The 24,193-nt window shown below is 68.0% G+C and carries 27 protein-coding genes, 1 tRNA gene and 1 pseudogene; 25 read left to right on the top strand and 4 right to left on the bottom strand.

Features of this window, described 5'->3' with window-relative positions; translation table 11 throughout:
- The first annotated feature begins 11 nt into the window (after positions 1 to 11).
- The 4 genes from LPC04_RS16870 to infA all read left to right on the top strand — a co-directional run bounded on the left by LPC04_RS16870 (position 12) and on the right by infA (position 1,220).
- Positions 12 to 224 (top strand): cold-shock protein, encoded by a 213-nt coding sequence (locus LPC04_RS16870; protein WP_275683420.1) that lies wholly within the window; start codon positions 12 to 14, stop codon positions 222 to 224.
- Positions 225 to 300: 76 nt separating this feature from the next.
- Positions 301 to 558, top strand: a complete 258-nt coding sequence (locus LPC04_RS16865; RefSeq protein WP_275683419.1) for a hypothetical protein — start codon at positions 301 to 303, stop codon at positions 556 to 558.
- 44 nt (positions 559 to 602) lie between these two features.
- Positions 603 to 959 (top strand): hypothetical protein, encoded by a 357-nt coding sequence (locus LPC04_RS16860; RefSeq protein ID WP_275683418.1) that lies wholly within the window; start codon positions 603 to 605, stop codon positions 957 to 959.
- A gap of 18 nt (positions 960 to 977) precedes the next feature.
- Complete coding sequence (gene infA, locus LPC04_RS16855) at positions 978 to 1,220, top strand: translation initiation factor IF-1 (RefSeq protein WP_275683417.1); 243 nt, start codon at positions 978 to 980, stop codon at positions 1,218 to 1,220.
- Positions 1,221 to 1,306: 86 nt separating this feature from the next.
- Here infA and LPC04_RS16850 read toward each other — a convergent pair whose 3' ends face one another.
- Positions 1,307 to 1,711, bottom strand: a complete 405-nt coding sequence (locus LPC04_RS16850) for a DUF1761 domain-containing protein (RefSeq protein ID WP_275683416.1) — start codon at positions 1,709 to 1,711, stop codon at positions 1,307 to 1,309.
- A 105-nt stretch (positions 1,712 to 1,816) separates the two neighbouring features.
- Between LPC04_RS16850 and LPC04_RS16845 the strand changes: the two genes are divergently transcribed.
- Both LPC04_RS16845 and LPC04_RS16840 read left to right on the top strand, forming a co-directional pair.
- A complete protein-coding gene (locus LPC04_RS16845; protein ID WP_275683415.1) occupies positions 1,817 to 2,893 on the top strand; it encodes a sensor histidine kinase in 1,077 nt (358 codons plus the stop codon).
- Positions 2,890 to 3,642, top strand: coding sequence for a LytR/AlgR family response regulator transcription factor (locus LPC04_RS16840; protein WP_275683414.1), 753 nt, complete (start codon positions 2,890 to 2,892; stop codon positions 3,640 to 3,642). The genes LPC04_RS16845 and LPC04_RS16840 overlap by 4 nt, the downstream gene beginning before the upstream one ends.
- 3 nt (positions 3,643 to 3,645) lie before the next feature.
- Here the strand turns inward: LPC04_RS16840 and LPC04_RS16835 are convergent, their stop codons facing one another.
- On the bottom strand, positions 3,646 to 4,824 hold the full coding sequence (locus tag LPC04_RS16835) for an alpha/beta fold hydrolase (RefSeq protein WP_275683413.1): 1,179 nt from the start codon (positions 4,822 to 4,824) through the stop codon (positions 3,646 to 3,648).
- A gap of 102 nt (positions 4,825 to 4,926) precedes the next feature.
- Positions 4,927 to 5,514: a PaaI family thioesterase gene (locus LPC04_RS16830; RefSeq protein ID WP_275683412.1), complete on the bottom strand. Its 588-nt coding sequence runs from the start codon at positions 5,512 to 5,514 to the stop codon at positions 4,927 to 4,929.
- Between the two features lie 57 nt (positions 5,515 to 5,571).
- On the opposite strand from LPC04_RS16830, the gene LPC04_RS16825 reads away from it, so the two are divergent.
- Positions 5,572 to 6,045, top strand: a complete 474-nt coding sequence (locus LPC04_RS16825) for a MarR family winged helix-turn-helix transcriptional regulator (RefSeq protein WP_275683411.1) — start codon at positions 5,572 to 5,574, stop codon at positions 6,043 to 6,045.
- Positions 6,046 to 6,058: 13 nt separating this feature from the next.
- On the opposite strand, the gene LPC04_RS16820 is transcribed toward LPC04_RS16825, so the two are convergent.
- A complete protein-coding gene (locus LPC04_RS16820; RefSeq protein ID WP_275683410.1) occupies positions 6,059 to 6,391 on the bottom strand; it encodes a hypothetical protein in 333 nt (110 codons plus the stop codon).
- 308 nt (positions 6,392 to 6,699) lie between these two features.
- Between LPC04_RS16820 and LPC04_RS16815 the strand changes: the two genes are divergently transcribed.
- The 18 genes and pseudogenes from LPC04_RS16815 (at position 6,700) to LPC04_RS16730 (ending at position 24,161) form a co-directional block, all read left to right on the top strand.
- On the top strand, positions 6,700 to 7,521 hold the full coding sequence (locus LPC04_RS16815; protein ID WP_275683409.1) for an alpha/beta hydrolase: 822 nt from the start codon (positions 6,700 to 6,702) through the stop codon (positions 7,519 to 7,521).
- A gap of 47 nt (positions 7,522 to 7,568) precedes the next feature.
- Positions 7,569 to 8,663 carry a sterol desaturase family protein gene (locus LPC04_RS16810; RefSeq protein WP_338055444.1) on the top strand — a complete coding sequence of 365 codons (1,095 nt, stop codon included), beginning with the start codon at positions 7,569 to 7,571 and terminating at the stop codon, positions 8,661 to 8,663.
- Positions 8,664 to 8,769: 106 nt separating this feature from the next.
- The gene (locus tag LPC04_RS16805) at positions 8,770 to 11,121 is read left to right on the top strand and encodes a Tex family protein (protein ID WP_275683408.1); all 2,352 of its coding nucleotides are present in this window, start codon (positions 8,770 to 8,772) and stop codon (positions 11,119 to 11,121) included.
- A gap of 91 nt (positions 11,122 to 11,212) precedes the next feature.
- Entirely contained in the window at positions 11,213 to 11,815 is a 603-nt protein-coding gene (locus LPC04_RS16800; protein ID WP_275683407.1) for a superoxide dismutase family protein, read from the top strand.
- A 4-nt stretch (positions 11,816 to 11,819) separates the two neighbouring features.
- Positions 11,820 to 12,890 carry a patatin-like phospholipase family protein gene (locus LPC04_RS16795; protein WP_275683406.1) on the top strand — a complete coding sequence of 357 codons (1,071 nt, stop codon included), beginning with the start codon at positions 11,820 to 11,822 and terminating at the stop codon, positions 12,888 to 12,890.
- A gap of 26 nt (positions 12,891 to 12,916) precedes the next feature.
- Positions 12,917 to 13,417: a hypothetical protein gene (locus LPC04_RS16790; protein WP_275683405.1), complete on the top strand. Its 501-nt coding sequence runs from the start codon at positions 12,917 to 12,919 to the stop codon at positions 13,415 to 13,417.
- 220 nt (positions 13,418 to 13,637) lie between these two features.
- Positions 13,638 to 15,557, top strand: coding sequence for a threonine--tRNA ligase (thrS, locus tag LPC04_RS16785; RefSeq protein ID WP_275683404.1), 1,920 nt, complete (start codon positions 13,638 to 13,640; stop codon positions 15,555 to 15,557).
- A 122-nt stretch (positions 15,558 to 15,679) separates the two neighbouring features.
- The gene (gene infC, locus LPC04_RS16780) at positions 15,680 to 16,240 is read left to right on the top strand and encodes a translation initiation factor IF-3 (RefSeq protein ID WP_275683546.1); all 561 of its coding nucleotides are present in this window, start codon (positions 15,680 to 15,682) and stop codon (positions 16,238 to 16,240) included.
- Positions 16,241 to 16,426: 186 nt separating this feature from the next.
- On the top strand, positions 16,427 to 16,630 hold the full coding sequence (gene rpmI, locus LPC04_RS16775) for a 50S ribosomal protein L35 (protein ID WP_275683403.1): 204 nt from the start codon (positions 16,427 to 16,429) through the stop codon (positions 16,628 to 16,630).
- Between the two features lie 32 nt (positions 16,631 to 16,662).
- The gene (gene rplT / locus LPC04_RS16770) at positions 16,663 to 17,019 is read left to right on the top strand and encodes a 50S ribosomal protein L20 (protein WP_275683402.1); all 357 of its coding nucleotides are present in this window, start codon (positions 16,663 to 16,665) and stop codon (positions 17,017 to 17,019) included.
- 162 nt (positions 17,020 to 17,181) lie between these two features.
- The gene (gene pheS / locus LPC04_RS16765) at positions 17,182 to 18,207 is read left to right on the top strand and encodes a phenylalanine--tRNA ligase subunit alpha (protein WP_275683401.1); all 1,026 of its coding nucleotides are present in this window, start codon (positions 17,182 to 17,184) and stop codon (positions 18,205 to 18,207) included.
- 54 nt (positions 18,208 to 18,261) lie between these two features.
- Complete coding sequence (gene pheT / locus LPC04_RS16760; protein WP_275683400.1) at positions 18,262 to 20,685, top strand: phenylalanine--tRNA ligase subunit beta; 2,424 nt, start codon at positions 18,262 to 18,264, stop codon at positions 20,683 to 20,685.
- Positions 20,686 to 20,730: 45 nt separating this feature from the next.
- On the top strand, positions 20,731 to 21,090 hold the full coding sequence (locus LPC04_RS16755; protein WP_275683545.1) for an integration host factor subunit alpha: 360 nt from the start codon (positions 20,731 to 20,733) through the stop codon (positions 21,088 to 21,090).
- A gap of 101 nt (positions 21,091 to 21,191) precedes the next feature.
- A pseudogene (locus LPC04_RS16750) lies at positions 21,192 to 21,554 on the top strand (MerR family transcriptional regulator); the annotation flags it as partial.
- Positions 21,555 to 21,959: 405 nt separating this feature from the next.
- Positions 21,960 to 22,036: transfer RNA gene (locus tag LPC04_RS16745), tRNA-Pro, on the top strand.
- Between the two features lie 418 nt (positions 22,037 to 22,454).
- Entirely contained in the window at positions 22,455 to 23,060 is a 606-nt protein-coding gene (locus LPC04_RS16740; protein ID WP_275683399.1) for a hypothetical protein, read from the top strand.
- Between the two features lie 395 nt (positions 23,061 to 23,455).
- Positions 23,456 to 23,821: a type II toxin-antitoxin system RelE/ParE family toxin gene (locus tag LPC04_RS16735; protein ID WP_275683544.1), complete on the top strand. Its 366-nt coding sequence runs from the start codon at positions 23,456 to 23,458 to the stop codon at positions 23,819 to 23,821.
- A 55-nt stretch (positions 23,822 to 23,876) separates the two neighbouring features.
- Positions 23,877 to 24,161 (top strand): helix-turn-helix domain-containing protein, encoded by a 285-nt coding sequence (locus LPC04_RS16730; protein WP_275683398.1) that lies wholly within the window; start codon positions 23,877 to 23,879, stop codon positions 24,159 to 24,161.
- The last annotated feature ends 32 nt before the right edge of the window (positions 24,162 to 24,193 follow it).

Here is a 24,193-nt window from a genome sequence, read left to right as displayed (position 1 = left end):
GGATTTAGAGTATGACGACCGAAACTGGTATCGTGAAGTGGTTCAATGACGGCAAGGGCTTCGGGTTCATCACCCCGGACTCCGGCGGCAAGGATCTGTTCGCCCACTTCAGCGAAATCCAAGGTTCCACGGGCTTCAAGAGCCTGGCGGAGAACCAGCGCGTTGAATTCGAAGTGAAGCAAGGCCAGAAGGGTCTGCAGGCTTCGAACATCAAGCCGCTGTAATGCGCGGTCTGCGCGCTCAAACCGGGCGCGCAGCGTGACGGCCGCGAACCGTTCCCCCCGCAAAGCAGGATCCCCCATGAGCAAATCTGCCAAGGGAATGCTGGAAGCCTCTCTCAAGGAGGAAGCGGAGCGGAAGGAACGTTTGCGGCAGGCACTGCCGGCTGCCGTGGAGCTCTTGCGCACCCGGCAAGCCGGTTTGATAGCCCCCAGGGAAATCGATGAGTTCATCGCCCTGAACTGGCTGGAATGGCACGGTGGCACGCTGCGGCTGACCGTCACCGGATCGAACGTGGTCTCGCAAAGCCGAGCCAACTCGACCCAGGCCCGCGGATGACCGTGAGCCGGACGCGACGTCCCGGACGTCGCCATGCCTCGACAATGAATGCGCCCGTCATGGGTGCGGCGATCCCCCTCGAAGCAGGCAAGAGGCAACGAGCAACGGATCGCTCAGAAAGCAATAAAATAAGTACTGACATCCCTATCGGCAAGTACGTGGTTTGCCCCATCGCAAAGCCACAAGCCGACGGCGGCTACACCGCCACTGTTTCCATCGGCACGGGTCGCGGCAACGCGGCCCATGCCCGCGTGATGCGCTTCGCACCGCTCTTCGAGACGTCCGAAGCTGCACTGCGCTACGCCACCTCCGAAGGCCTGAACTGGGCGCGCCAACAGCCGGCGTGGTCCACCTCGCGGCCCCTCGCTCCGCGTGGCACCGCTGGTCTTTCTCTCGCATAAATTTCAGGAGCGTTTTCAATGGCAAAAGAAGAACTGATCGAGATGCACGGGGTGGTCGAGGACGTGCTGCCGGACTCGCGCTACCGTGTGAAGCTGGACAACGGCCACCAGCTGGTCGCCTACACGTCCGGCAAGATGCGCAAGCACCACATCCGCATCCTCGCGGGCGACAAGGTGTCGCTGGAGCTGTCGCCGTATGACCTCACCAAGGGCCGGATCACGTTCCGCCACATCGAGCGTCGCGGCCCCGGCCCGAACTGAGCGATGACGCGCGGGCTCGCCCCGCCTCGCTCCCACAGCAGAAAAGCCCGCGGCGACAAGCCGGCGGGCTTTTTTTCGTCCGCGCGTCAGTGCCAGGCCCCCAGGATGCCGCCCATCAGCGTGTACGACACCACCTGGTAGCCGCTGTCGATCAGCCACAGCTTGAGCGAGCGCTGCTCGAACAGGTAGATCACGCCCAGGGACATCGCGACCCAGCCGATGCCCGTCGCCGCGCCGGCGAACAGGCCGAACGACAGCGTCGCCTTCGCGCCCAGGAAGGCCGCCAGGTTGACCGACATCACCAGCGCGGCGAGCGCGGACAGGCCGAACACGCGCCCCATCGGCGCGGAGCGGGCCTGCTCCTCGGTCAATCCGCATTCGCGCATCCAGGGCCTGGCGAACAGGATCGGTGAATACCAGAGGCCGCCGACGGCGAACGTGACGAGCGCCGCGGTTACGATCGCGAAGAGGTTGAAGTGAGGTGCGTCCATGGCGGGTGTTCGAAGGGTGGCTGAGGCCTGCGATGCTGCGTCCCGCGCCGCCCGCCGGCCATCGGGAGTGCGCTCAAGCGCGACATTCGCGCGCCGGAAGTCGACATGGCCTGGCTGAAGCCGCCGCCGGCCGGCGCCGGCGAGGTCGGGTTCGACGATCGGGCGACGCTCGTCGTCGGCAGCATCGGCTTCGGCCTGGCCATCCCGCGCCTGACCGGCCTGTTCGGCCCCTACGGCACGCGCGACGGCGTGTTCTGGCTCGGCTTGGCGGGCTTCGTCGCGCTGGCCACGGCGATCTGGCTGGGCAACCGCTGGCTGCTGTTCAAGCAGCGCGAGCACTTCGACTGGTTCAACCATCCGCTGCGCAAGCTCGCGATGCTGGTCGTGGCCAACGTGCTCTACACCGCGCCGATCACGGTGGCGGGCCTGCTCGCCTGGTTCGCGCTGGCCGGCCTGCCGGTCGACCGCACCGCGCTGCAGGTGGTGGTGCTGACCAACGTGATCTGCGTGCTGTTCGTGACGCACGGCTACGAGACGATGTTCCTGATCCGCGAGCGCGAGTCCGACCTCGTGCGCGTCGAGCGGCTCGACCGGATGCGCGTGCAGGCCGAGCTGGCGGCGCTGAAGTCGCAGGTCGACCCGCACTTCCTGTTCAACAGCCTCAACACGCTGGGCCACCTGATCCAGCACGACGCGCGGCGCGGCCGCGAGTTCTGCGACACGCTCGCCGACGTCTACCGCTACGTGCTCGACAGCGGCCAGCGCGACCTGGTGCCGCTGGCCGACGAGCTCGCCTTCGTGCGGCGGTACCACCGGCTGCTGGAGCTGCGCTCGGGCGGCGCGATCCGGCTCGCGGTGGACGCGGCCGTCGAGCGCGACGCGCGCCGCTGGCGCATCCCGCCGCTCGCGTTGCAGGTGCTGCTCGAGAACGCCGTCAAGCACAACCAAGCCAGCGCCGAGGAGCCGCTCGAGCTGGCGATCTCGCTGCGGGCCGACGACGCTGCGGCGCCGGCGATCCGCGCCGTCAACGCGCTGCGGCCGCGGCGCAGCGCGCTGCCGTCGGCCGGCGTCGGCCTGGCCAACCTCGCGGCGCGCTGCGACCTGGTCACCGGCGTGGCGCTGGCCGTCCGCCCGAGCCGCGAGGCCTTCGAGGTCGACGTGCCGCTGTGGGCGCCCGCATGAGGATCTTCATCGCCGAGGACGAACCGCCGGCGCGCGAGCGGCTGGTCGAGACGCTCGCGCGCGTCGCGCCGCAAGCCGTGGTCGTGGGCCACGCCGACACCGTCCAGGCCACCGCGGCCTGGCTCGCGCGCGAGCCCGCGCCCGACGTGCTGATGCTCGACATCCAGCTCGCCGACGGCCTCTCGCTGGAGCTGTTCGACGGCCGCGAGCTCGAGGTGCCCGTCATCTTCACGACGGCCTACGACCGCTTCGCGCTCGACGCCTTCCGCGCGCTGGCCGTCGACTACCTGCTCAAGCCGATCGCCGACGAGCCGCTCGCCGCGGCGCTGGCCAAGGTCGCACGCCTGCGGCGCCATTTCGGCGCGGACGTCGGCGAACTGCTGCAGCAACTGCGGCCCGGGCCCGCGCGCTGGCGCCAGCGCCTGCTGGGCCGGCTCGGCGGCCAGTTCCATTCGCTGGCGGTCGCCGACGTCGCCTGTTTCGTGTCGGTCGACAAGCTGACCTTCGCGGTGCTGCCCGACGGCCGGCGCTACCAGGTCGAGACGCCGCTGGCCGACCTGCAGGACGAGCTCGACCCGGCGCAGTTCTTCCGCGCCAACCGGCAGGTGCTGATCGCCGCGCACGCCGTGCAGCGCTTCGCCGCGGCCGGCAAGGGCCGGCTGCGGGTGGAGGCGAGCGCGCTGGCGATCGGCGAGCTGACCGTGAGCCCGGATCGCGCGGCCGCGTTCCGCGCCTGGCTGGGCGGCTAGTTCCTAGAGCAGGCGGCGCAGGCGGCGCGGCGGCTCCACGTCCGACACGTCGCCCGCGTCCTCGGCGATGGGCCGGACGTCGTTGACGAGGTGCACCAGCACCTTGCCCGGCTCCTCCAGCTCCATCATGTGGGCGGACTTGTCGAACTGCACCAGGCCCTTGCGCGGCGCCTGCAGCGCGGCGAGCCAGGTCTCGGCGAGCGCGGACGGCGTCTCGTAGTCGTGGCGGCCGGCGAAGATGAAGACGGGGCAGTCCAGGCGCGTCACGCCGCGCACGTCCCAGGCCATCATCGCGGGCAGCAGGCGCGGCAGCGACTCGCCGATGCCGTTCTCCGGATTCAGTTCCTGGCGCGTGTACTCGGGCGAGAACTTCGCGGCGTCCTGTGCATAGTCGAAGTCGGGGCGGCCCCAGGTCAGGCCGCCGTAGTGGATCACCCAGGTGCGCTGGGTGATGATCTGGTCGACCGACACGGAACCGTCCGCGCGCGGGTACGGCGCGATCGCGAGCAGCTGCGCGACGGCCTTGTCGTTGTGGTCGGCGCGCGCGGCCTGCAGCGCCCACTCGTAGCCGAGGCGCTCGTTGTCGCGGCCGTAGATCATCTGGCCCATGCCGATGTAGGCGTGCAGCCAGTCGGGATGCTTGCGCGCCAGCTCCAGGCCGATGATCGAGCCCCAGGAATGGCCCAGCACGAAGATCTTCTGCTTGCCGTAGGTGGTGCGCAGCCAGGCCACCAGCTCCTCGCCGTCGGCCACCATGCGGTCCTTGGCGAGCGTCGGCTCGGTGCGGGCCGGGTCGTTGGCGACGTAGGTCTTGCCGGCGCCGCGCTGGTCCCACTGGACGACGGTGAAGTAGTCCTCCCAGCCGGACTGGTAGAGCCAGCTCACCGGCATCTCGGTCGACGCCGGGCCGCCGTGGATGAACAGCAGGATCGGGTTGCGCCGGTCCTTGCCGCGCACCGAGATCCATTGGTCGATGCCGCCGATGCGCACGGCGCGCGTCTCGTCGATGCCGGGCGGCGCCGGGATGCGGCGCACGTCGCGCAGGATCTTCTGCACCGGCGGCCGCCAGTCGGCGGACGAGGCGGCGGGCGCGGCGGCGTCCAGCGCGAACGCGGGCGGGGCGATGGCGAGGGCGGCGAGCAGCCAGGCGGCGGCGACAGTGGCGATACGGGACGGACGCATGGGCGGCGGATCCTTGGCGACGAAGGCTCCACCATACGCAAGTCGCGTTGCGCCGCGAAGCGCGACGCGACGATCTGCCGGATCTCGGCGCTGAAACGAGGCTCAGCGCGCCGGCGGCAGGTCGAACACGAGGCAGGTGGTCGTCGCGTGCGCGAACAGCGTGCCGTCGGGCCCGAACAGGCGCGCCTCGGCCGTCGCCAACTGCTTGCCGCAGTGGATCACCTTGCCCTCGGCGCGCACGCGCCCCACCTTGGGCGACAGGCCGCGCACGTAGTTGACGCTCAGCTCGGCGGTCGTGTAGCCGCGGCCGGCGGGCATCAGCGTGTGGACGGCGCAGCCGAGCGCGGAGTCCAGCAGCGTCGCGAACCAGCCGCCGTGCACGCCGCCCATCGGGTTGAAATGCGCCGGCCCGGGCTGGCCCTGGAACAGCGCGACGCCGGGTTCGACGCGGATCAGCGAGAAGTCCAGCGTCCTGGCGATCGGCGCGAACGGGAGCTGGCCGGCCAGCATCGCCTGCATCTGCTCCAGGCCCGTCTTGCCGGCCCATTGCGCGGGCGTGGCCACGCCGGGGCCGGCGCGCATCATCACCTCGTCGCGCGCATCGCCCTCGGCGATCCACTGCTGCAGGACGGCCTGGGCTTCGTCGGCGGACAGGCGGGGCGGGGCGGCGGGCGCGAGGACGGCGGACATGGCGTTCCTTCTGATCAATGTATATGCAACGATTGTAGCTGCAACTATAATCGCGGCATGTCGCCTGCTTTACACCCCGAGCCCGGGAAGACCGCCATCGCCGCGCGCCCGCAGGGCTGCACCAACCTGAAGTTGCGCCAGCTGATGCGGCGCGTGGCCCAGCACTACGACGCCGAGGTGGGGCAGGTTGGATTGAAGGGCACGCAGTATTCGCTGCTGAGCCACGTCGTCAAGCGGGGGCCGATCCGGCCGGTCGACCTGGCGGCCGGGATGAACGTCGATGCGTCGACGCTGTCGCGCAACCTGAAGCCGCTGATCGCGGCCGGCTGGCTGACATTGGAAGCGGGGGCGGACGCACGCAGCCGCCTGGTGCATGCGACCGATGCGGGTCGCGAGAAGCGCGCCGAGGCGCAGCGCCGCTGGCGGGTCGCGCAGGAAGGGATCAACGCGACGCTGGGGCCGCAGCGCGTGATCGCGCTGCACGCGCTGATCGACGAGGCGATGCAGGCGCTGGACGACGCGCAGGCCTGACGCCCGCGCCGTTTCAGTTGGAGGACGTCGGCGTCGCCTGCAGGCGCGTGGCCGAGAAGTTCCACGACAGCGCGTGCGCGCGGTTGGCGGCCTCGCGGGTGTCGTCGATGGGCAGGGTGACGTCGAGCGAGCCGAAGTCGGTGCGCGGCAGGTCGGGGCGGCCGCCCTCGTGCTGCATGTAGTGCCACACCACCATCAGCGCCTTGCCGAGCGCGTGGTATTCGCGGCCGCGGCCCTGCAGGCAGTAGGCCTCGCGCGCCTTGATCAGGTCCATCAGCATGGCGCGGTCGGTGGCGCTCAGGCCCGGGGCGAGGGGATCGATGTCTTGGATTTGGACGGCGGTCATGGGTGATCCTGGAGGCAAGGTGTCGTGAACGCTGGGCCGGGAGGGACGGCCCGTGATCAGCTGATGAACCCATGTTCGGCCATCCGGCGTGATTTCATTCACGAAATGACTCGACCATCCTGCGGCCTTTTCTGGCTATCGAAGTAACAGGCCGCAACCGTTTGCCCGACCGTGGCGGGTACCATCGCGGCCCCTGTCCTGCCCGGCCGTGTCCCATGTTCCTGTCGCGTTTCTGCTCGACCTTGGCCCTCGCGGCTGCCCTGTTGCCCGGCGCCGCCCCGGCCGCCGAAGCTACTCAACCTTACGTCTTGAGCGACACCGAGGTGCACGTGCTGCGCGCGCAGCACCTGTCGCGCGACTACGAGCTCGATGTCAGCCTGCCGCCGTCCTATGGCCAGGGCCAGCGAAGCTATCCGGTCGTCTTCGTCACCGACGCGCCCTACGCCTTCCCGGTGACGCGCGCGATCGAGGCGCGGGTCGCCGGCCACAGCACGGAGCTGCCCGAATTCATCCTGGTCGGCCTTGGCTACGCCCGGGGCGACACCCCCGAATACAGCCGCCGCCGCGACTACACGCCGAGCGCCCATGGCGTCCGCAACGCGATCTCCGACATGCCCGGCCGGCCCGTCGTCTTCGGCGAGGCCGAGGGCTATCGGCGCTTCGTCGCCGACGAGGTGTTCCCGTTCATCGCCTCGCACTACCGCGCCGACATGGCGCACAAGGTCTTCGCGGGGCATTCGTACGGCAGCCTGTTCGGCGCCTACGTGATGCTGACGACGCCGGAGATGTTCGACGCCTACGTGCTGGGCAGCCCGTCGCTGTGGTTCGACCAGCGCCTGCTGTTCGCGCGCGAGCGCAGCTTCGCGGCGTCCCACAAGGATCTGCGGGCCCGCGTCTACCTCGGCGCCGGCGCGTTCGAGACCCCGCAGCCCAAGGGCCGGCCGCACGACCCGCGCTACAACACCGACGACGACATGGTGGGCGACACGCAGGCCTTCGCACGCGCGCTCGCGTCGCGCCACTATCCGGGGCTGAGGGTGCGCACCGACATCGTCGCCGGCGAGGATCACCTGACCGTCGCGCCGGCGCTCATCACGCGCGGGCTGATGTGGACGCTGTCGGGCAACTAGGGCATCCGAGAGCAGCCGCCGTGCGCCGCGCGCCCTAGCATGGGCGGATGCAAGACGCCCAGGTCATCGTCCTCGCCACGCCCGTGTTCCTCGGGCTCATCGCCATCGAGCTGCTGGTGGGATGGCGGCGCAATCGCATCACCTACGCCTGGTCGGACACGCTGAACAGCATCGGCCTGGGCATGATGAGCCAGGTGATCGGCGTCTTCACGAAGCTGTTCATGCTGGGCATCTACCAGTGGGTGTACGCGCATGCGGCGCTGCTGCCCTTGAGCGCGAGCTCGCGATGGGTCTGGGTCGGCGCGCTGCTGGCCTACGACTTCCTCTATTACTGGCTGCACCGTGCCGGGCACACGGTGGCGCTGTTCTGGGCCGCGCACGTGGTGCATCACCAGAGCGAGGAATACAACCTGTCGACGGCGCTGCGCCAGACCGGCTCGGGCTGGCTCGCGGGCTGGCTGTTCTACCTGCCGATGGCCGTCGTCGGCGTGCCGCCGCTCGTCTTCGCGGTCGTCGCGCTGATCGACCTGCTGTACCAGTTCTGGGTGCACACGCGCCAGATCGACCGCCTCGGCTGGTTCGACCGCTGCTTCTGCGCGCCGTCCAACCATCGCGTGCACCACGCGGTCAACGACGTCTACCTCGATCGCAACTACGGCGGCATCCTGATCGTGTGGGACCGGATGTTCGGCAGCTACCAGGCGGAGCTGGACGAGCAGGCCTGCCACTACGGCACGCGCAGTCCGCTGCGCAGCTGGAATCCGGTGTGGGCCAACCTCGAGGTCTACGCCGCGCTGTGGCACGACTGCCGCCACGCCGCGAGCTGGGGCGACAAGCTGCGCGTCTGGTTCAAGCCGCCGGGCTGGCGGCCGGCCGACGTCGCCGCGCGCTTTCCGAAGGATGCCTTCGTGCTTGGCGCGATCCCGCGCTACGCGCCCGCGCTGCCGCCCGCGCGGCGCAACGCGGCGACGGCGACGTTCGCCGCTGCGATCGCGCTGACGACCGCCGTGCTGTGGAACGCGCATCGCCTGGCGCCGCTGCAGCTGGCCGGCGCGTCGGCCGGCGTGCTGGCGATGCTGTGGCTGGTCGGCTGGATTTCCGAACGCGGCGAGAGCGCTCCCGCGACCGTTTCCACGGCCTGATTTCCCTACCACATCCGCCACGCGAAAAGCCCCGTTCCCAGGGTCGGGATCGGTTACGTCGCTATGGCACACTCGCGCGCTTTGCGACGTTAGACAGGCACTCGCCTTGGACAAGATCCTTCTTCAAATCGCGGCGGAACTGAAGGTCCGCCCGGCACAGGTCAACGCAGCCGTGCAGCTGCTGGACGGCGGCGCCACGGTGCCGTTCATCGCCCGCTATCGCAAGGAAGTCACCGACAACCTCGACGACATCCAGCTGCGCGAACTCGAGAGCCGCCTGGGCTACCTGCGCGAGCTCGAAGACCGCCGCGCCGCGGTGCTCAAGAGCATCGAGGAGCAGGGCAAGCTGACGCCCGAACTGGCCGCGGCGATCGATGCCGCGCCGACCAAGCAGGAGCTGGAAGACCTCTACCTGCCGTTCAAGCAGAAGCGCCGCACCAAGGGCATGATCGCCCGCGAGGCGGGTCTGGAACCGCTGGCCGACAGGCTGTTCGCCGATCCGTCGCTGGATCCGCACGCCGAGGCCGCGGCCTTCGTGAACGCCGACGCCGGCTTCGCCGACGCGTTCGCGGTGCTCGATGGCGTGCGCGACCTGCTGTCCGAGCGCTGGGCCGAGGACGCCGCGCTGGTCAAGGTGCTGCGCGAGTGGCTGTGGGACGAAGGCCTGCTGCAGGCCAAGAAGATGGACGGCAAGGACGAGCACAACGCGGACGTCTCCAAGTACCGCGACTACTTCGACTACTCCGAGCCGATCCGCACCGTGCCGTCGCACCGCGCGCTGGCCGTGTTCCGCGGCCGCACGCAGGAGATCCTCGACGCCAAGCTGATCCTCGACGAGGAGCTCGTGCCGGGCCAGCCGTCGCTCGCCGAAGGCCGCATCGCACGTCACCTCGGCTGGGCGCACGCGAAGCGCGCGGCGGACGACCTCATCAAGCGCACGGTGTCGTGGACGTGGAAGGTCAAGCTGTCGCTGAGCCTGGAGCGCGACCTGTTCGGCCGCGTGCGCGAAGAGGCCGAGAAGGTCGCGATCCGGGTGTTCGCCGAGAACCTGCGCGACCTGCTGCTGGCCGCGCCGGCGGGCAAGCGCGTCGTGATGGGGCTGGACCCGGGCATCCGCACCGGCGTGAAGGTGGCCGTCGTGTCCGACACCGGCAAGGTGCTGGCCACGCACACGGTCTATCCGCACGAGCCGCGCAACGACTGGGAAGGCTCGCTGCATGCGCTGGGCCGGCTCGTCGCGCAGCACGGCGTCAACCTGATCGCGATCGGCAACGGCACGGCCAGCCGCGAGACCGACAAGCTCGCCGCCGACCTCATCAAGCGCGTGCAGCAGCTCGCGCCGGACGTGAAGATCGACAAGATCGTCGTCAGCGAGGCGGGCGCGTCGGTCTACTCCGCGTCCGAGTTCGCAAGCAAGGAGCTGCCCGACCTCGACGTCAGCCTGCGCGGCGCGGTGTCGATCGCGCGCCGGCTGCAGGATCCGCTGGCCGAGCTCGTCAAGATCGATCCGAAGAGCATCGGCGTCGGCCAGTACCAGCACGACGTCAACCAGAGCGAGCTGATGAAGACGCTCGATGCGGTGGTCGAGGATTGCGTGAACAAGGTCGGCGTCGACCTGAACACCGCGTCGGCGCCGCTGCTGGCGCGCGTGTCCGGCCTGAGCCAGGCGGTGGCGAGTTCCATCGTGCGCTGGCGCGACGCCAACGGCGCGTTCGCCGCGCGCACGCAACTGCTGGACGTCACCGGCCTCGGCCCCAAGACCTTCGAGCAGGCGGCCGGCTTCCTGCGCATCCGCGGCGGCACGAATCCGCTGGACATGACCGGCGTGCACCCGGAGACGTATCCGGTCGTCGAGCGGCTGCTGGCCGCGACGTCCCGGCCGATCACCGAAGTGATGGGCCGCAGCGACGTGCTGAAGTCGCTCAAGCCCGAGAGCTTCGCCGACGAGAAGTTCGGCGCGATCACGATCAGGGACATCCTGGTCGAACTCGACAAGCCCGGCCGCGATCCGCGTCCCGACTTCAAGGTGGCGCGCTTCAACGACGGCATCGAGGACATCAAGGACCTGCAGCCCGGCATGCTGCTCGAAGGCACCGTCAGCAACGTCGCGCAGTTCGGCGCGTTCGTCGACCTCGGCGTGCACCAGGACGGGCTCGTGCACGTGAGCCAGCTGTCCAACAAGTTCGTCCAGGATGCGCGCGAGGTCGTCAAGACCGGCGACATCGTCAAGGTCAAGGTGGTGGAGGTCGACCTCGCGCGCCAGCGCATCGCGCTGACGATGAAGCTCGATTCGCAGCCGCAGCACAAGGGCGCGCGCCAGGCGGACAACAGCTACCGTGCGCCGGCGCGCAACGAGCGCCAGGGCGGCGGCGGCCAGCGCGGCGCGCAGGCGCCGGGTGCGCCCTCGGGCCAGAACGCGATGGCGGCGGCCTTCGCCAAGCTGCAGGGCAAAGGTTGAGGCGTCACAGGCAGTTACTTCAGGACGAAAGCACCGCGTAACCGAATTACGCTATGGTCGCGTTCTCGCTGTCCTGCAGAACATCCCACTCATGCGCCTTGCACTGACGCTCTCCCTCGCCACCGCGGTCGGCCTCGCCGGCTGCGCCCACAAGCCGACCGTCGAGCCGATCTCCGTCCCGGCTCCCGCGCCGGCGCCTGCGCCGTCGGCCTCGCCCGAAGTGAAGGTGACCGAGCCCTTCTTCAGCCGCACCAAGTCGGCGGTCGCCACGTTGACGCCCAGCGCGACGAGCGGCGTCACCGGCATCGTGACGTTCTCGGGCGGCAGCACGTCGGTGGACGTCCACGTGATCGCCGCCGGCCTGCAGCCGGGCTCGATCCACGCGTTCCACGTGCACGAGAACGGCACCTGCGCCAGCGCCGACTTCATGACGGCCGGCGGCCACTTCAACCCGACGCACAAGCCGCACGGCCCGCAGGACAAGCCGCACCACGCCGGCGACATGCCCAGCCTGCTGGCCGACCCGGCCGGCAAGATCGACACGCGCTTCACGCTCGAGGGCGTGACGGTGGGGGGCACCGACGGCTTCGTCGGCCACGCCGTGATCCTGCATGCGGTGGCCGACGACTACGACGCGCAGCCCACCGGCAATTCGGGCGCGCGCATCGCCTGCGGCGTCATCGCGGCCCAGTGATCTCATGAAGGCGCTGCAGGTTCTGGCGGGTCCGGCAGCGCGCAAGCGCCTGCTGGAACGCGGCCTGCAGCCGTCCGACATCCGCGCCATCCCTGCCGCGGCCGGCGGTCCGAAAGGGTTGATCCTCAATCCGCTCGATCGCTTCGTGTTCGGCCAGTGGCTGCCGCGCAGCGAGCAGGTCGTGCATCTGCTGGGCGCGTCGATCGGCGCCTGGCGCATGGCCAGCGCCTGCCTGCCCGACGCGGACGCCGCGCTGGCCGACCTCGCCGCCGACTACATCGCGCAGCGCTACGAGCACGCGCCGGGCAAGGCGCCCAAGCCGCGCCACGTCAGCGAGCTGTTCGAGGCCAAGCTGGTCGAGCGCTTCGGCGGCCGCCAGCACGAGGTGCTGTCGCATCCGCGCTTCCGCCTGCACGTGTTCACGAGCCGCGGCGTGCGCGCGCTCGCGCGGGACGGGCGCGTGCGCACGCCGCTCGGCTACCTCGGCGCGTTCGCCTCTAACGCGGTGTCGCGCCGCGCGATGGGCGGCTTCCTCGAACGCGTGATCTTCTCCGACCCGCGCGACAGGCTGCCGGTGCCCACGCACGACTACCGCACCCAGCACGTCGAGCTGACCGCCGCCAACATGGAGCGCAGCATCCTGGCGAGCTGCACGATCCCGTTCTGGCTCGAGGCCGTCGCCTCGATTCCCGGCGCGCCGCCCGGGCCGTACTGGGACGGCGGCATCACCGACTATCACCTGCATCTCGACTACGCCGCGTTGGGCGACGGCCTGGTGCTGTATCCGCACTTCCAGAAGACGCTGGTGCCCGGTTGGCTGGACAAGGCGCTGCGCCATCGACATCGCGCGAGCGAGCGCCTCGCCAACGTCGTGCTGCTGTCGCCCAGCGCCGAGTGGGTGGCGACGCTGCCCGGCGGCAAGATTCCCGATCGCAGCGACTTCAAGGCCTTCGGCGACGACCACGACGCCCGCGAGGACGTCTGGCGCCGGTCGACCGAAGAGAGCGTGCGGCTCGCCGAGGAGTTCGAGGTGTTGACGCGGCAGTCGTCCATCGAGGCCTTGCCCTTGCCTTGAGACGGCCGCCGCCAGACTGATCCGCCATGCACGACCTCCGCCCGCACCGCCGCCTCGCCATCGCCGCGCTCGCCTGCGCGGGCGCCGCGGGCTGTTCGATGCTCCGCCACGACGCCAAGCCGGCGACCGTTGCCGCGCCGGTGGCGGCGCCTGCCGCTCGCGCATCGGTGGCCGCGCCGCCACCCGCGCCGATGCCGGCGCCCGTGGCCGCCTCCGCCGCGAGCTCGGGCCTGGTCGCGGTGCACCTCGACCCCGAGGCGATGGTCGGCCACACCTGGGTCTTCCCGTCGGCCAGTCCCATGCTTTACGGCGACAACCGCTTCGTCTTCAAGCGCGACCGCGTCGAGGCCAGCAATGCGCGCGAGCACGCGATCGGCAGCTGGGCCATCGAGCGCGACAAGCTCTGCGTCACGCTCAACATCAGCACCTCGGGCTCCGCCTGCTACTACGTCACCGGCACGCCGCCCGGCGACCTGCAGATCCGCGTGTTGCCGGATGGCGACCGCGTGCCGCTCAAGATCCAGTAAGGGTCCGCTAGAATCGAATCATCTCGATCCCCGGATCGATCAATCAACTCAAGAATGAGAAAGGCGCGACGGGTTATGACACCGCGAACTACGGTTTCGTTCGATTTCACCCGCGGGGTGCGCCCGGCCGTGGCGCCCTGACACGCGGCAATTTTTCATTCCCTCATTCAAAAGCGCGGCCGATGGTCGCGCTTTTTTGTTTCCTGCAAGGACATCGCCCATGATCTCGATTCAACTGCCCGATGGTTCCAAACGCGAGTTCCCGCAACCGGTCACGGTGGCCGACGTCGCCGCCTCCATCGGCACGGGACTGGCCAAGGCCGCGCTCGGCGGCCGCGTGGGCCCGCCGGGTCACACGAAGCTGGTCGACACGAGCCACCTGATCGAGGCCGACGAGTCGCTGGCCATCGTCACGGCCAAGGATCCGGACGGCCTGGACATGATCCGCCACTCCACGGCCCACCTGCTGGCCTACGCCGTCAAGGAACTGTTCCCCGACGCCCAGGTCACGATCGGTCCGGTCATCGAGAACGGCTTCTTCTACGACTTCGCCTACAAGCGCCCGTTCACGCCGGAAGACCTGGTGGCCATCGAGAAGAAGATGACGGAGCTCGCCGCCAAGGACGAGAAGGTGACGCGCCGCGTGCTGCCGCGCGACGAGGCCGTCAAGCACTTCAAGGACATGGGCGAGGCCTACAAGGCCGAGATCATCGGCAGCATCCCGGAAGGCCAGGACGTCTCGCTGTATCGCGAGGGCGCGTTCGAGGACCTGTGCCGCGGCCCGCACGTGCCGTCCACGGGCAAGCTGAAGTTCTTCAAGCTGATGAAGGTGGCCGGCGCCTACTGGCGCGGCGACCACCGCAACGAGATGCTGCAACGCATCTACGGCACGGCCTGGGCGACGAAGGAAGAGCTCGCGCAGTACCTGACGATGCTGGAGGAGGCCGAGAAGCGCGACCACCGCAAGCTGGGCCGCGAGCTCGACCTGTTCCACATCGACGATCACGCGCCGGGCATGGTGTTCTGGCACCCCAAGGGCTGGGCGGTGTGGCAGGGCGTCGAGCAATACATGCGCAAGGTCTACCAGGACAACGGCTACCAGGAGGTCAAGGGCCCGCAGGTGATCGACAAGTCGCTGTGGCAGCTCAGCGGCCACTGGGACAAGTACAAGGACGGCATGTTCTTCACGGAGAGCGAGAAGCGCGAGTACGCCCTCAAGCCGATGAACTGCCCGGGCCACATCCTGATCTTCAAGCAGGGCATCAAGAGCTACCGCGACCTGCCGCTGCGCTACGGCGAATTCGGCAACTGCCACCGCAACGAGCCCAGCGGCGGCCTGCACGGCATCATGCGCGTGCGCGGCTTCACGCAGGACGACGGCCACATCTTCTGCACGGAAGAGCAGATCCTGCCGGAATGCCTGGCCTACACGGCGCTGCTGCAGAAGGTCTACAAGGACTTCGGCTTCACGGACATCATCTACAAGGTGGCCACGCGCCCGGCGGCGCGCATCGGCGCGGACGAGCTCTGGGACAAGGCCGAGGCCGCGCTGATCGCGAGCCTGGAGGCTTCGGGCGTCGAGGTGGTGATGGCGCCGGGCGACGGCGCGTTCTACGGCCCGAAGATCGAGTACACGCTGAAGGACGCGCTGGGCCGCCAGTGGCAGTGCGGCACGATGCAGGTCGACTTCATGATGGCCCAGCGCCTGGGCGCCGAATACGTGGCCGAGTCGGGCGAGCGCCACGCGCCCGTCATGCTCCACCGCGCCATCGTCGGCAGCCTGGAGCGCTTCATCGGCATCCTGATCGAGCAGCACGCCGGCGCGCTGCCGGCCTGGCTGGCGCCGGTGCAGGTGGTGGTGTGCGGCATCACGGACCAGCAGGGCGATTACGTGCAGGAAGTGGTCAAAGCACTTCAAAAGCAAGGTGTCAAGGTCCAGGCCGATTTGCGCAACGAAAAGATCACCTATAAAATCCGCGAGCATTCATTGCAGAAGGTTCCGTACATCCTCGTCGTCGGCGACAAGGAGAAGGCAAGCGGGGCCGTTGCGGTGCGCGCCCGGGGCAACCGGGATCTTGGCGTGATGCCTCTCGCAGACTTCCAACAGAAGCTCGCTGAGGACGTCGCCACCAAGGTCTGACGCACCCGCCTTCCTGGTTCCCGCGAGCGTTCGTGCTCTCGGTATCGGGTCGGCGGTTTGCCCCTCGCGTTCGCCAACCCACGCTTTTGCGTCCTGATCTTGCCCAGGATTCGCCTTGAAGGATTTGCACCATCGCTACCTTTGCTGACCGCCGGACTCCCAATGTCGAGCGCAAACACCGTCTCAACCGAGAGATCACCGCACCCATGGTGCGTCTGAACGGCCCTGAAAACGAGCCGCTCGGCGTTGTGAGCCTGATGGAGGCCCTGCGGCTGTCCAGCGAATACGACGTGGATCTGGTCGAGATCTCGGCCACGGCGGAACCGCCGGTCTGCCGCCTGATGGACTACGGCAAGTTCAAGTATCTCGAGCAGAAGAAGGCCGCCGACGCCAAGTCCAAGCAGAAGATCATCGAAGTCAAGGAAGTGAAGTTCCGTCCTGGCACCGATGAAGGCGACTACAACATCAAGATGCGCAACCTGCGCCGGTTCATCGCCGACGATGGCGACAAGGGCAAGGTCACGCTGCGCTTCCGCGGTCGCGAGATCACGCACCAGGACATCGGCATGCGCCTGCTGGAGCGCATTCGCGACGAGTTGTCCGACGTCTCCGTGGTCGAGCACATGCCCAAGCTCGAAGGGCGCCAGATGATCATGGTGCTTGCCCCGAAGAAGAAAAGTTAGTCTATAATCCTGGATTCTGTCTTCGCACACCCTTGTGCGGCGACGGAATTCACGGTGATCCCCGTGAAAAGCGCGTCCTGTCGGATGCGCTTTTTTGCGAGGTTTCGCCAGAAGCCCGGCAGGCAGACAAGTAACGCCGATCAACGACGTTCGCCTGGACCAGGGTGCATTAAAAGGAGCATTCACATGCCCAAGATGAAGACCAAGAAGAGCGCGGCCAAGCGGTTCCGCGTCCGTCCGGGTGGTACCGTCAAGCGCGGTCAGGCGTTCAAGCGCCACATCCTCACGAAGAAGACCACGAAGAACAAGCGCCACCTCCGCGGCGCCGTCAACGTGCATGAGACCAACATGGGTCACATGGCTCAGATGCTGCCGTTCGCCGGCCTCTGATCTTCAAGTTACGGACTGAAAGGAACTAAAGCATGCCTCGCGTCAAACGTGGTGTAACGGCTCGCGCCCGCCACAAGAAGATCCTCGCCCTGGCCAAGGGCTACCGCGGTCGCCGCAAGAACGTCTACCGCGTTGCCAAGCAAGCGGTGATGAAGGCGGGCCAGTACGCCTACCGCGATCGTCGTACCCGCAAGCGCGTCTTCCGCGCGCTGTGGATCGCCCGTATCAACGCCGGCGCCCGTTCGCACGGCGTCACGTACAGCCGTTTCATCGCCGGCCTGAAGAAGCTGTCGATCGAACTGGATCGCAAGGTCCTGTCCGACATGGCCATCAACGACCCGGCCGCCTTTGGCGCCATCGTCGCCAAGGTGAAGGCTCAACAGGCTTGAACGTGATCACGCTGCCCCCGGCTCCGGCGGGCGGCGATCCAAGCCAAGGGTAGACTGCTCGCAGTCGCCCGCGACAAGGCCGACACCCTGGGTGCCGGCCTTTTCTTTTTCCAGTCTCACAACGCGATCAAGCTCTGCGGCTCGATCGACTCGACGGCCAACATGAACGACCTCGACTCCCTGGTGCAGTCCGCCGAATCCGATTTCTCCGCCGCCGCCACGCCGGCCGACCTGGAGAACGCGAAGGCCCGATTCCTCGGCAAGACCGGTCGCGTGACCGAACTGCTCAAGGGCATGGCCGCGCTGCCGGTCGAGGAGAAGAAGACGCGCGGCGCCGAGATCAACGTCGTCAAGCAGCGCATCGAGGCCGCGCTCACCGCGCGCCGCCAGGCGCTGGCCGACGCCGAGCTGCAGGCGCAGCTCAAGGCCGAGGCGCTGGACGTCACGCTGCCCGGCCGCGCGCGCGGGCAGGGCGGGTTGCATCCGGTGTCGCGCTCGCTCGAGCGCATCGAGCAGATCTTCGGCTCGATGGGCTTCGACGTCGCCGACGGCCCCGAGATCGAGGAGGACTGGTACAACTTCACCGCGCTGAACACGCCGGAGGACCACCCGGCGCGCTCGATGCACGACACCTTCTACGTCGAGGGCGGCCAGCTGCTGCGCACGCACACGAGCCCGATGCAGGTGCGCTACGCGATGCAGCACGTCCAGAAGTACAAGGACGCGAAGACGATGCCCGAGATCCGCGTGATCGCGCCGGGCCGCACGTACCGCGTCGATTCGGACGCCACGCACTCGCCGATGTTCCACCAGTGCGAAGGCCTGTGGATCGGCGAGAACGTCAGCTTCAAGGACCTGCGCTCGGTGTTCGCCGATTTCTTCCGCACGTTCTTCGAGACGGACGACCTGCAGATCCGCTTCCGCCCGTCGTTCTTCCCCTTCACCGAACCGTCGGCCGAGGTGGACATCGCGTTCTCGAGCGGCCCGCTGAAGGGCCGCTGGCTGGAGGTGGCCGGCTCCGGCCAGGTGCACCCGAACGTCGTGAAGAACTTCGGCCTCGACCCCGAGCACTACATCGGCTTCGCGTTCGGCATGGGCCCGGACCGCCTGACCATGCTGCGCTACGGCGTCAACGACCTGCGCCTGTTCTTCGACGGCGACCTGCGCTTCCTGTCGCAGTTCCGCTGATCTCGCGCAGCGTCGTCGACACCGTCTCCACCGAATACGAATCCGAGTCCCATCATGCAATTCCCGGAATCCTGGCTGCGCGAGTTCTGCAACCCGCCGATCTCCACCGACCAACTGGCCGAGCTGTTGACGATGGCCGGCCTCGAGGTCGAGGAGATGCAGCCGGTCGCGCCGCCGTTCTCGGGCATCGTCGTCGCCGAGATCCTCGAGGCGGTGCAGCATCCGAACGCCGACAAGCTGCGCGTCTGCAAGGTCGACGCCGGTGCCGCGTCGCCCGGCGGCCCCTTGCAGATCGTCTGCGGCGCGCCCAACGCGCGCGTGGGCATCCGCGTGCCGCTCGCGATGGTGGGCGCCGAACTGCCTCCGGGCGAGGACGGCAAGCCGTTCAAGATCGGCGTGGGCAAGCTGCGCGGCGTCGACAGCTTCGGCATGCTGTGTTCGGCGCGCGAGCTCAAGCTGTCGGAAGACCATGGTGGCCTGCTGGAGCTGCCGGCTGGTACACCACTGGGTATCAGCATCCGTGACGCGCTCAAGCTCGACGACACGCTGTTCACGCTCAAGCTCACGCCCAACCTGGCGCACAACCTGTCGGTGCTGGGCATCGCGCGCGAGGTCTCCGCGTTGACCGGCGCGCCGCTGAACATGCCCGTGTTCACGCCGGTCAAGCCGACGCACGACGACAACGTGCCGGTGCGCATCGAGGCGACCGACCTGTGCGGCCGCTGGGCCGGCCGCGTGGTGCATGGCGTCGATCCGAAGGCGACCACCCCGGCGTGGATCGTCGATCGCCTGGCCCGCTGCGGCCAGCGCTCGGTGTCGCCGCTGGTCGACATCTCCAACTACGTGATGTTCGAGCTGGGCCGCCCGTCGCACATCTTCGACCACGCCAAGATCCACGACGAGCTCGTGATCCGCTGGGCGAAGCCGGGCGAGACGCTGAAGCTGCTGAACGGCAACACGGTCGAACTCGACGAGAAGGTCGGCGTCGTGGCCGACAGCGCCGGCCCCGAGTCGCTGGCCGGCATCATGGGCGGCGACGCCTCGGCCGTGTCCGACGACACCACCAGCGTCTACGTCGAGGCCGCGTTCTGGTGGCCGGCGGCCGTCGCGGGCCGCTCGCGCCGCTTCAATTTCTCGACCGATGCCGGCCACCGCTTCGAGCGCGGCGTCGACGCCGAGACGATTCCCGCGCACGTCGAGCGCATCACGCAGCTGATCCTCGACATCTGCGGCGGCCGGGCCGGCCCGCTCAACGATGTCGTCGCGAAGCTGCCGGAGCGCAAGCCCGTGACGCTGCGCGTCGCGCGCGCGGCCAAGGTGATCGGCATGCCCGTCACGCAGGAGGAATGCGCCGGCGTGATGAAGCGCCTCGGGCTCGCCTGCACGGAAGGCGAGGGCACGATCACCGTGACGCCGCCGTCGTGGCGCTTCGACCTGCAGATCGAGGAAGACCTGATCGAGGAAGTGATCCGCGTGCTCGGCTTCGGCCGCCTGCCGGACACCCCGCCCGTCGCGCCGGTCACCGCGCGCGTGCGCCTCGAGTCCAGCCGCTCGACGCACGCGGTGCGCCGCGCCGTCGCCGCGCTCGACTACCAGGAGACGATCAACTTCTCGTTCGTCGAGGCGCGCTGGGAGCACGAGCTGGCCGGCAACCCCGACCCGATCAAGGTGCTCAACCCGATCGCCGCGCCGCTGGCCGTGATGCGCTCCGGCCTCGTCGGCAGCCTGGTGCAGATCCTGCGCAACAACCTGGCCCGCAAGGCGCCGCGCGTGCGCATCTTCGAGATCGGCCGCGTGTTCTCGCGCGATGCGTCGGTCGCGTCGACGCTGACCAGCGTGGCCGGCGTGTCTCAGCCGCTGCGCGTGGGCGGCCTGGCCTGGGGACCGGTCGACCAGCTGCAGTGGGGCGAGGCCGAGCGCAACGTCGACTTCTTCGACGTCAAGGGCGACGTCGAGCAACTGCTGGCGCCGCGCGCCGTCCGGTTCGTCGCCGCCGAGCATCCCGCGATGCATCCGGGCCGCTGCGCGGCGGCGATCGTCGACGGCCAGGCCATCGGCCACGTCGGTGAGTTCCATCCGCGCTGGCGCCAGGCCTACGAGCTGCCGACCGCGCCGATCGTGTTCGAGCTGGACCTCGCCGCGGTGCAGGCGCGCGACGTCCCGCAGGCGCAGGCGCTGCCGCGCCAGCAGGCCGCGCGCCGCGACCTCGCTCTCGTCGTCAAGGAAGACGTCCGCCACGACGTGCTGATGGCCGCGCTGCGCGACGACGCGACCGGCCTCGTGCGGTCGGCGACGCTGTTCGACGTCTACCGCCCGAAGGCCGACGCCGCCGATTTCGCCGCGGGCGAGCGCAGCCTGGCCGTGCGGCTGGAGCTGCTGTCCGACGACGCGACGCTGACCGACGAGATCATCGACGCGGCCGTCGCCGCCGCCATCGCGCGCGCGACCGCGGCGTGCGGCGCGCGCCTGCGTGCCTGAGGGTCTGCGATGATGGCGAATATGGACGATCCCACCCGGCCCGACATGACCGACCCGACGCGCACCGACTCCGTGATCCTGCCTTCGCTGGAGACGCCCACGCTCACGAAGGCCGAGCTCGCCGAGCTGCTGTTCGACCGCATCGGCCTGAACAAGCGCGAATCGAAGGACATCGTCGAGGCCTTCTTCGACCTGCTGCACGAGGCGCTGGTCAAGGGCAACGAGGTCAAGCTGTCCGGCTTCGGCAACTTCACGATCCGCGAGAAGGGCTCGCGCCCGGGCCGCAATCCGCGCACCGGCGAATCGGTGCCGATCAAGGCGCGCAACGTCGTCACCTTTCATTCGAGCCACAAGCTCAAGGCGATCGTGCAGGGCGACATCCCGCCGCCCGAAGAGTTCGAGTAAAGTCTGAGCCCCACTCCGAAGACCGTTGATCTGCAACGCGGCGCAGGAGCCGGGCACCAGGAGGGGGAGCGGACAATGAGAACTGCCGAAAGGGCACGCCAATGACAGTGGACAACAAGCCGCTGCCCGCCATCCCTGCCAAGCGCTACTTCACCATCGGCGAAGTCAGCGAGCTGTGCGGCGTCAAGGCCTACGTGCTGCGCTACTGGGAGCAGGAGTTCACCCAGCTCAAGCCCATGAAGCGCCGCGGCAACCGCCGCTACTACCAGCACCACGAAGTGCTGCTGATCCGCCGCATCCGCGACCTCCTGTACGAGCAGGGCTTCACGATCAGCGGCGCGCGCAACCAGCTCACCGACGCGGTCGGCAGCCACGCCGCCACGCCGGTCGCCGCGGACGATCCGCTCGATCCCGACGAGCTCGACGACGAGCGCATCAACGACAGCGCCGAGACCGCGCCGGTGCCGCTCGCCGTGTCCTCGCGCGACCCGGCCACGCGCACGCGCGCGACGGATCGCGGCAGCTTCGCGGATCTCGACGACGCGGCCCTCGAGGCGATGGCGCGCGACGACCTGGCCATCATCGAGCGCGCCCAACGCGGCGTCGGCGAGTTCGCGACGTCCGCCCCGTACGCGCACGCGATCGCCAGCGTGCCCGTCGGCCAGGCCGGCGTGCGCGCGGCCGCGCTGCAGACGCGCCGCGCGAAGCCTGTCGCCAGCAGCGCCGCCGCCGCGCCGCACGGCGAGCTGTCGACGCCCGAGCAGATCCGCGCCGAACTCCTCGCGATCCGCGCGCTGTTGGTCAGCTGACAACTTTCTTCGCCGCGCTTCGGAAGAGCCGAAATCTCGGGCTATAATCTGAGGCTCAGTCGGGGCGTAGCGCAGCCTGGTAGCGCACTTGCATGGGGTGCAAGGGGTCGCGAGTTCGAATCCCGCCGCCCCGACCAATTTATTCAGGAAAATCAGGTACTTAGCGAAGTCTGACCGGCTCGCACTTCCCCAGAATCGGTCAGTGTTGAATACCTGTTGAATACTTTGAAATCCGAGTTCCGAGCTCGGATTTGATGATGACGATGATGAAAGAGTCCTGGATGGCAATGCCGCCCAGGACTTTTTTCTTGGTCTCGGCAGCTGACTGGGTGCAGTCGACATACGAAAGGGCCGGGCAACATGCCGTTTTCGGACACTGTTCGCAAGCAACTGAGTCGCGACGCAGGCGGTTTCTGCGCGAATCCCGACTGCCATGCGAACACGGGCACCTTTGAGCCAGGCGTGTCGGGCCTCTGCGGTGATGGCGCGCACATCGTTGCAGAGAGTGAGAAGTGGGCTCGAGGTAGGTCGACGCTGTCGTCGGAGGAGCGAGCAATGGCCAGCAACGGCGTCTGGCTTTGTCCAACTTGTCATCGCAAGGTTGACGTCGCCTACCCGGACAACTACTCGGTGGCCGAGCTGAAGAGCTGGAAGGAAGCCGCCCCGGAATGGGTTCGAGCAAACCGCGGCTTAGCCCTTAGAGCCGTATCGCATCCCAACGAGAGATTGCGCGTTGCCAGACCCAGCGCGGCATCTCTCCAAGGGGCAAAGAACTTTCTGGCGTTCCATCATCCCCTGTATGGGGCGCTCTGGACGCTCGCTCGTTCATCCCCCGAGCCGTTCGACCGCGACTTAAGGGTTACCGACGCCCTCGAGGGTGAAATCCGCGTACGGCTGCGTCGGCAGACACTAGACCGTTCCTGGATGGCTGACTGGTCAACGACCTACCATTGTGATGACGCTCAATTGCTGGCATTGATGCAGGAGCTCATTGCGATGGCGTCTAGGCTTGAGCGCCCCATCGGCGATTTTGGTCAAAGGCGGATTGAATTCCGCCCCGTCGTCGACTCGCTTGGCCAAGCAGCTCTCGACTACATCGCAGCTTTTGAGGCGTTTGCTGCAGCCGTTCAAGCCTGTGAGTCCTACGGGCTGTTCCTTTGAGGAGCGGTGCTGAGTGCGCCGTTGAGCCGGCGCAAGTGCGCATCGCCACTCTCAAGGCGCCTTCTTAGTTGGCGCTGACAAGGGCGAGAGAACCGTTGAGGTGGCCGCACTGGACTCGAACTTGCTCGCCGCGTGCTCGGCTCGCGCCAACAACGTCCCGTCGAGGAACCTCTTCTCAGGTGTGTCGGCTCCGATGTCGGCAAGGCCATCGCGGCCCTGGGGCGCCTGCCAAAGCTAGCACCGCGCCAACTGGGCAGAGGTCCAAGGCATGTGGCCGGGCCTTGGAGGCGTTGATGCGGCAACGACGCTCAGACCGCGAGGCGCTGCTCGTCGGTGTCGAACGGCGGTTGAGCGGCGAATTGACAGGTTATACAAGTTTTTGTATATTCCATCTCATGCCAAGCAAAAAGGTCGAAGAAACAAAGCCCAAGGACGTGGTGTTCTTAGGGCCCTCGCTCGACGACCTGCGCGACTTTCCGAGTGAGGCCTGCCGTGAGGCGGGGCATCAGCTTGACCGGGTGCAGCGAGGTCTGGAGCCCGCCGACTGGAAGCCTATGGGCGAAACCGTCGGCGCGGGTGCAAAGGAAATTCGAATTCGCGATGCCGACGGCATCTACCGGGTCGTCTATGTGGCGAAGTTCCGCGACGCCGTGTACGTGCTTCACTGCTTCCAGAAGAAGACCGAGAAGACCAGCAAGACAGACGTCGATTTGGCAGCCAAGCGGTACAACGAGTTAGTCAAGGAGCAGAAGAGATCCTGACCTCCGGCCGCCAGGCCCAACCCCCAACCCGTTTCGGGTAGCAGGAGATTGAAATATGGCTAAGAGCCAACGCTTTGCAAGCGTGTGGGACGCGATTGAAAACACGCCTGAGGAAGCCGAGAACATGAAGCTGCGCTCGGCGCTCATGATGGTGATTGAGCAGTACGTCCATGGCAAGAAGCTGACTCAGACCGAAGCCGCCAAGGTCTTCGGCGTTACACAGCCGCGCATGTCCGACCTCATGCGCGGCAAGGTCAGCCTGTTCAGCCTGGACGTCCTCGTCACCATGGCCAGCGCCGCCGGCATGAGCGTGAAGCTCCAGGTACTTGAAGCAGCCTGAACTCCCATGATGAATCTTACGGGCGGGGCCCC

This window comes from Scleromatobacter humisilvae (assembly GCF_023231945.1).
Taxonomy (GTDB): Bacteria; Pseudomonadota; Gammaproteobacteria; order Burkholderiales; family Burkholderiaceae_C; genus Scleromatobacter; species Scleromatobacter humisilvae.
This window is presented reverse-complemented; position numbering and strand designations above follow the sequence as displayed.

Bases quoted from the DNA above. Each gene is read 5' to 3' on its own strand.
- LPC04_RS16870 (WP_275683420.1), top strand. From the start codon at position 12: ATGACGACCGAAACTGGTATCGTGAAGTGGTTCAATGACGGCAAGGGC.
- LPC04_RS16865 (WP_275683419.1), top strand. From the start codon at position 301: ATGAGCAAATCTGCCAAGGGAATGCTGGAAGCCTCTCTCAAGGAGGAA.
- LPC04_RS16860 (WP_275683418.1), top strand. From the start codon at position 603: ATGAATGCGCCCGTCATGGGTGCGGCGATCCCCCTCGAAGCAGGCAAG.
- infA (WP_275683417.1), top strand. From the start codon at position 978: ATGGCAAAAGAAGAACTGATCGAGATGCACGGGGTGGTCGAGGACGTG.
- LPC04_RS16850 (WP_275683416.1), bottom strand. From the start codon at position 1,711: ATGGACGCACCTCACTTCAACCTCTTCGCGATCGTAACCGCGGCGCTC.
- LPC04_RS16845 (WP_275683415.1), top strand. From the start codon at position 1,817: ATGGCCTGGCTGAAGCCGCCGCCGGCCGGCGCCGGCGAGGTCGGGTTC.
- LPC04_RS16840 (WP_275683414.1), top strand. From the start codon at position 2,890: ATGAGGATCTTCATCGCCGAGGACGAACCGCCGGCGCGCGAGCGGCTG.
- LPC04_RS16835 (WP_275683413.1), bottom strand. From the start codon at position 4,824: ATGCGTCCGTCCCGTATCGCCACTGTCGCCGCCGCCTGGCTGCTCGCC.
- LPC04_RS16830 (WP_275683412.1), bottom strand. From the start codon at position 5,514: ATGTCCGCCGTCCTCGCGCCCGCCGCCCCGCCCCGCCTGTCCGCCGAC.
- LPC04_RS16825 (WP_275683411.1), top strand. From the start codon at position 5,572: ATGTCGCCTGCTTTACACCCCGAGCCCGGGAAGACCGCCATCGCCGCG.
- LPC04_RS16820 (WP_275683410.1), bottom strand. From the start codon at position 6,391: ATGACCGCCGTCCAAATCCAAGACATCGATCCCCTCGCCCCGGGCCTG.
- LPC04_RS16810 (WP_338055444.1), top strand. From the start codon at position 7,569: ATGCAAGACGCCCAGGTCATCGTCCTCGCCACGCCCGTGTTCCTCGGG.
- LPC04_RS16800 (WP_275683407.1), top strand. From the start codon at position 11,213: ATGCGCCTTGCACTGACGCTCTCCCTCGCCACCGCGGTCGGCCTCGCC.
- LPC04_RS16795 (WP_275683406.1), top strand. From the start codon at position 11,820: ATGAAGGCGCTGCAGGTTCTGGCGGGTCCGGCAGCGCGCAAGCGCCTG.
- LPC04_RS16790 (WP_275683405.1), top strand. From the start codon at position 12,917: ATGCACGACCTCCGCCCGCACCGCCGCCTCGCCATCGCCGCGCTCGCC.
- thrS (WP_275683404.1), top strand. From the start codon at position 13,638: ATGATCTCGATTCAACTGCCCGATGGTTCCAAACGCGAGTTCCCGCAA.
- rpmI (WP_275683403.1), top strand. From the start codon at position 16,427: ATGCCCAAGATGAAGACCAAGAAGAGCGCGGCCAAGCGGTTCCGCGTC.
- rplT (WP_275683402.1), top strand. From the start codon at position 16,663: ATGCCTCGCGTCAAACGTGGTGTAACGGCTCGCGCCCGCCACAAGAAG.
- pheS (WP_275683401.1), top strand. From the start codon at position 17,182: ATGAACGACCTCGACTCCCTGGTGCAGTCCGCCGAATCCGATTTCTCC.
- pheT (WP_275683400.1), top strand. From the start codon at position 18,262: ATGCAATTCCCGGAATCCTGGCTGCGCGAGTTCTGCAACCCGCCGATC.
- LPC04_RS16755 (WP_275683545.1), top strand. From the start codon at position 20,731: ATGACCGACCCGACGCGCACCGACTCCGTGATCCTGCCTTCGCTGGAG.
- LPC04_RS16740 (WP_275683399.1), top strand. From the start codon at position 22,455: ATGGCCAGCAACGGCGTCTGGCTTTGTCCAACTTGTCATCGCAAGGTT.
- LPC04_RS16735 (WP_275683544.1), top strand. From the start codon at position 23,456: ATGCCAAGCAAAAAGGTCGAAGAAACAAAGCCCAAGGACGTGGTGTTC.
- LPC04_RS16730 (WP_275683398.1), top strand. From the start codon at position 23,877: ATGGCTAAGAGCCAACGCTTTGCAAGCGTGTGGGACGCGATTGAAAAC.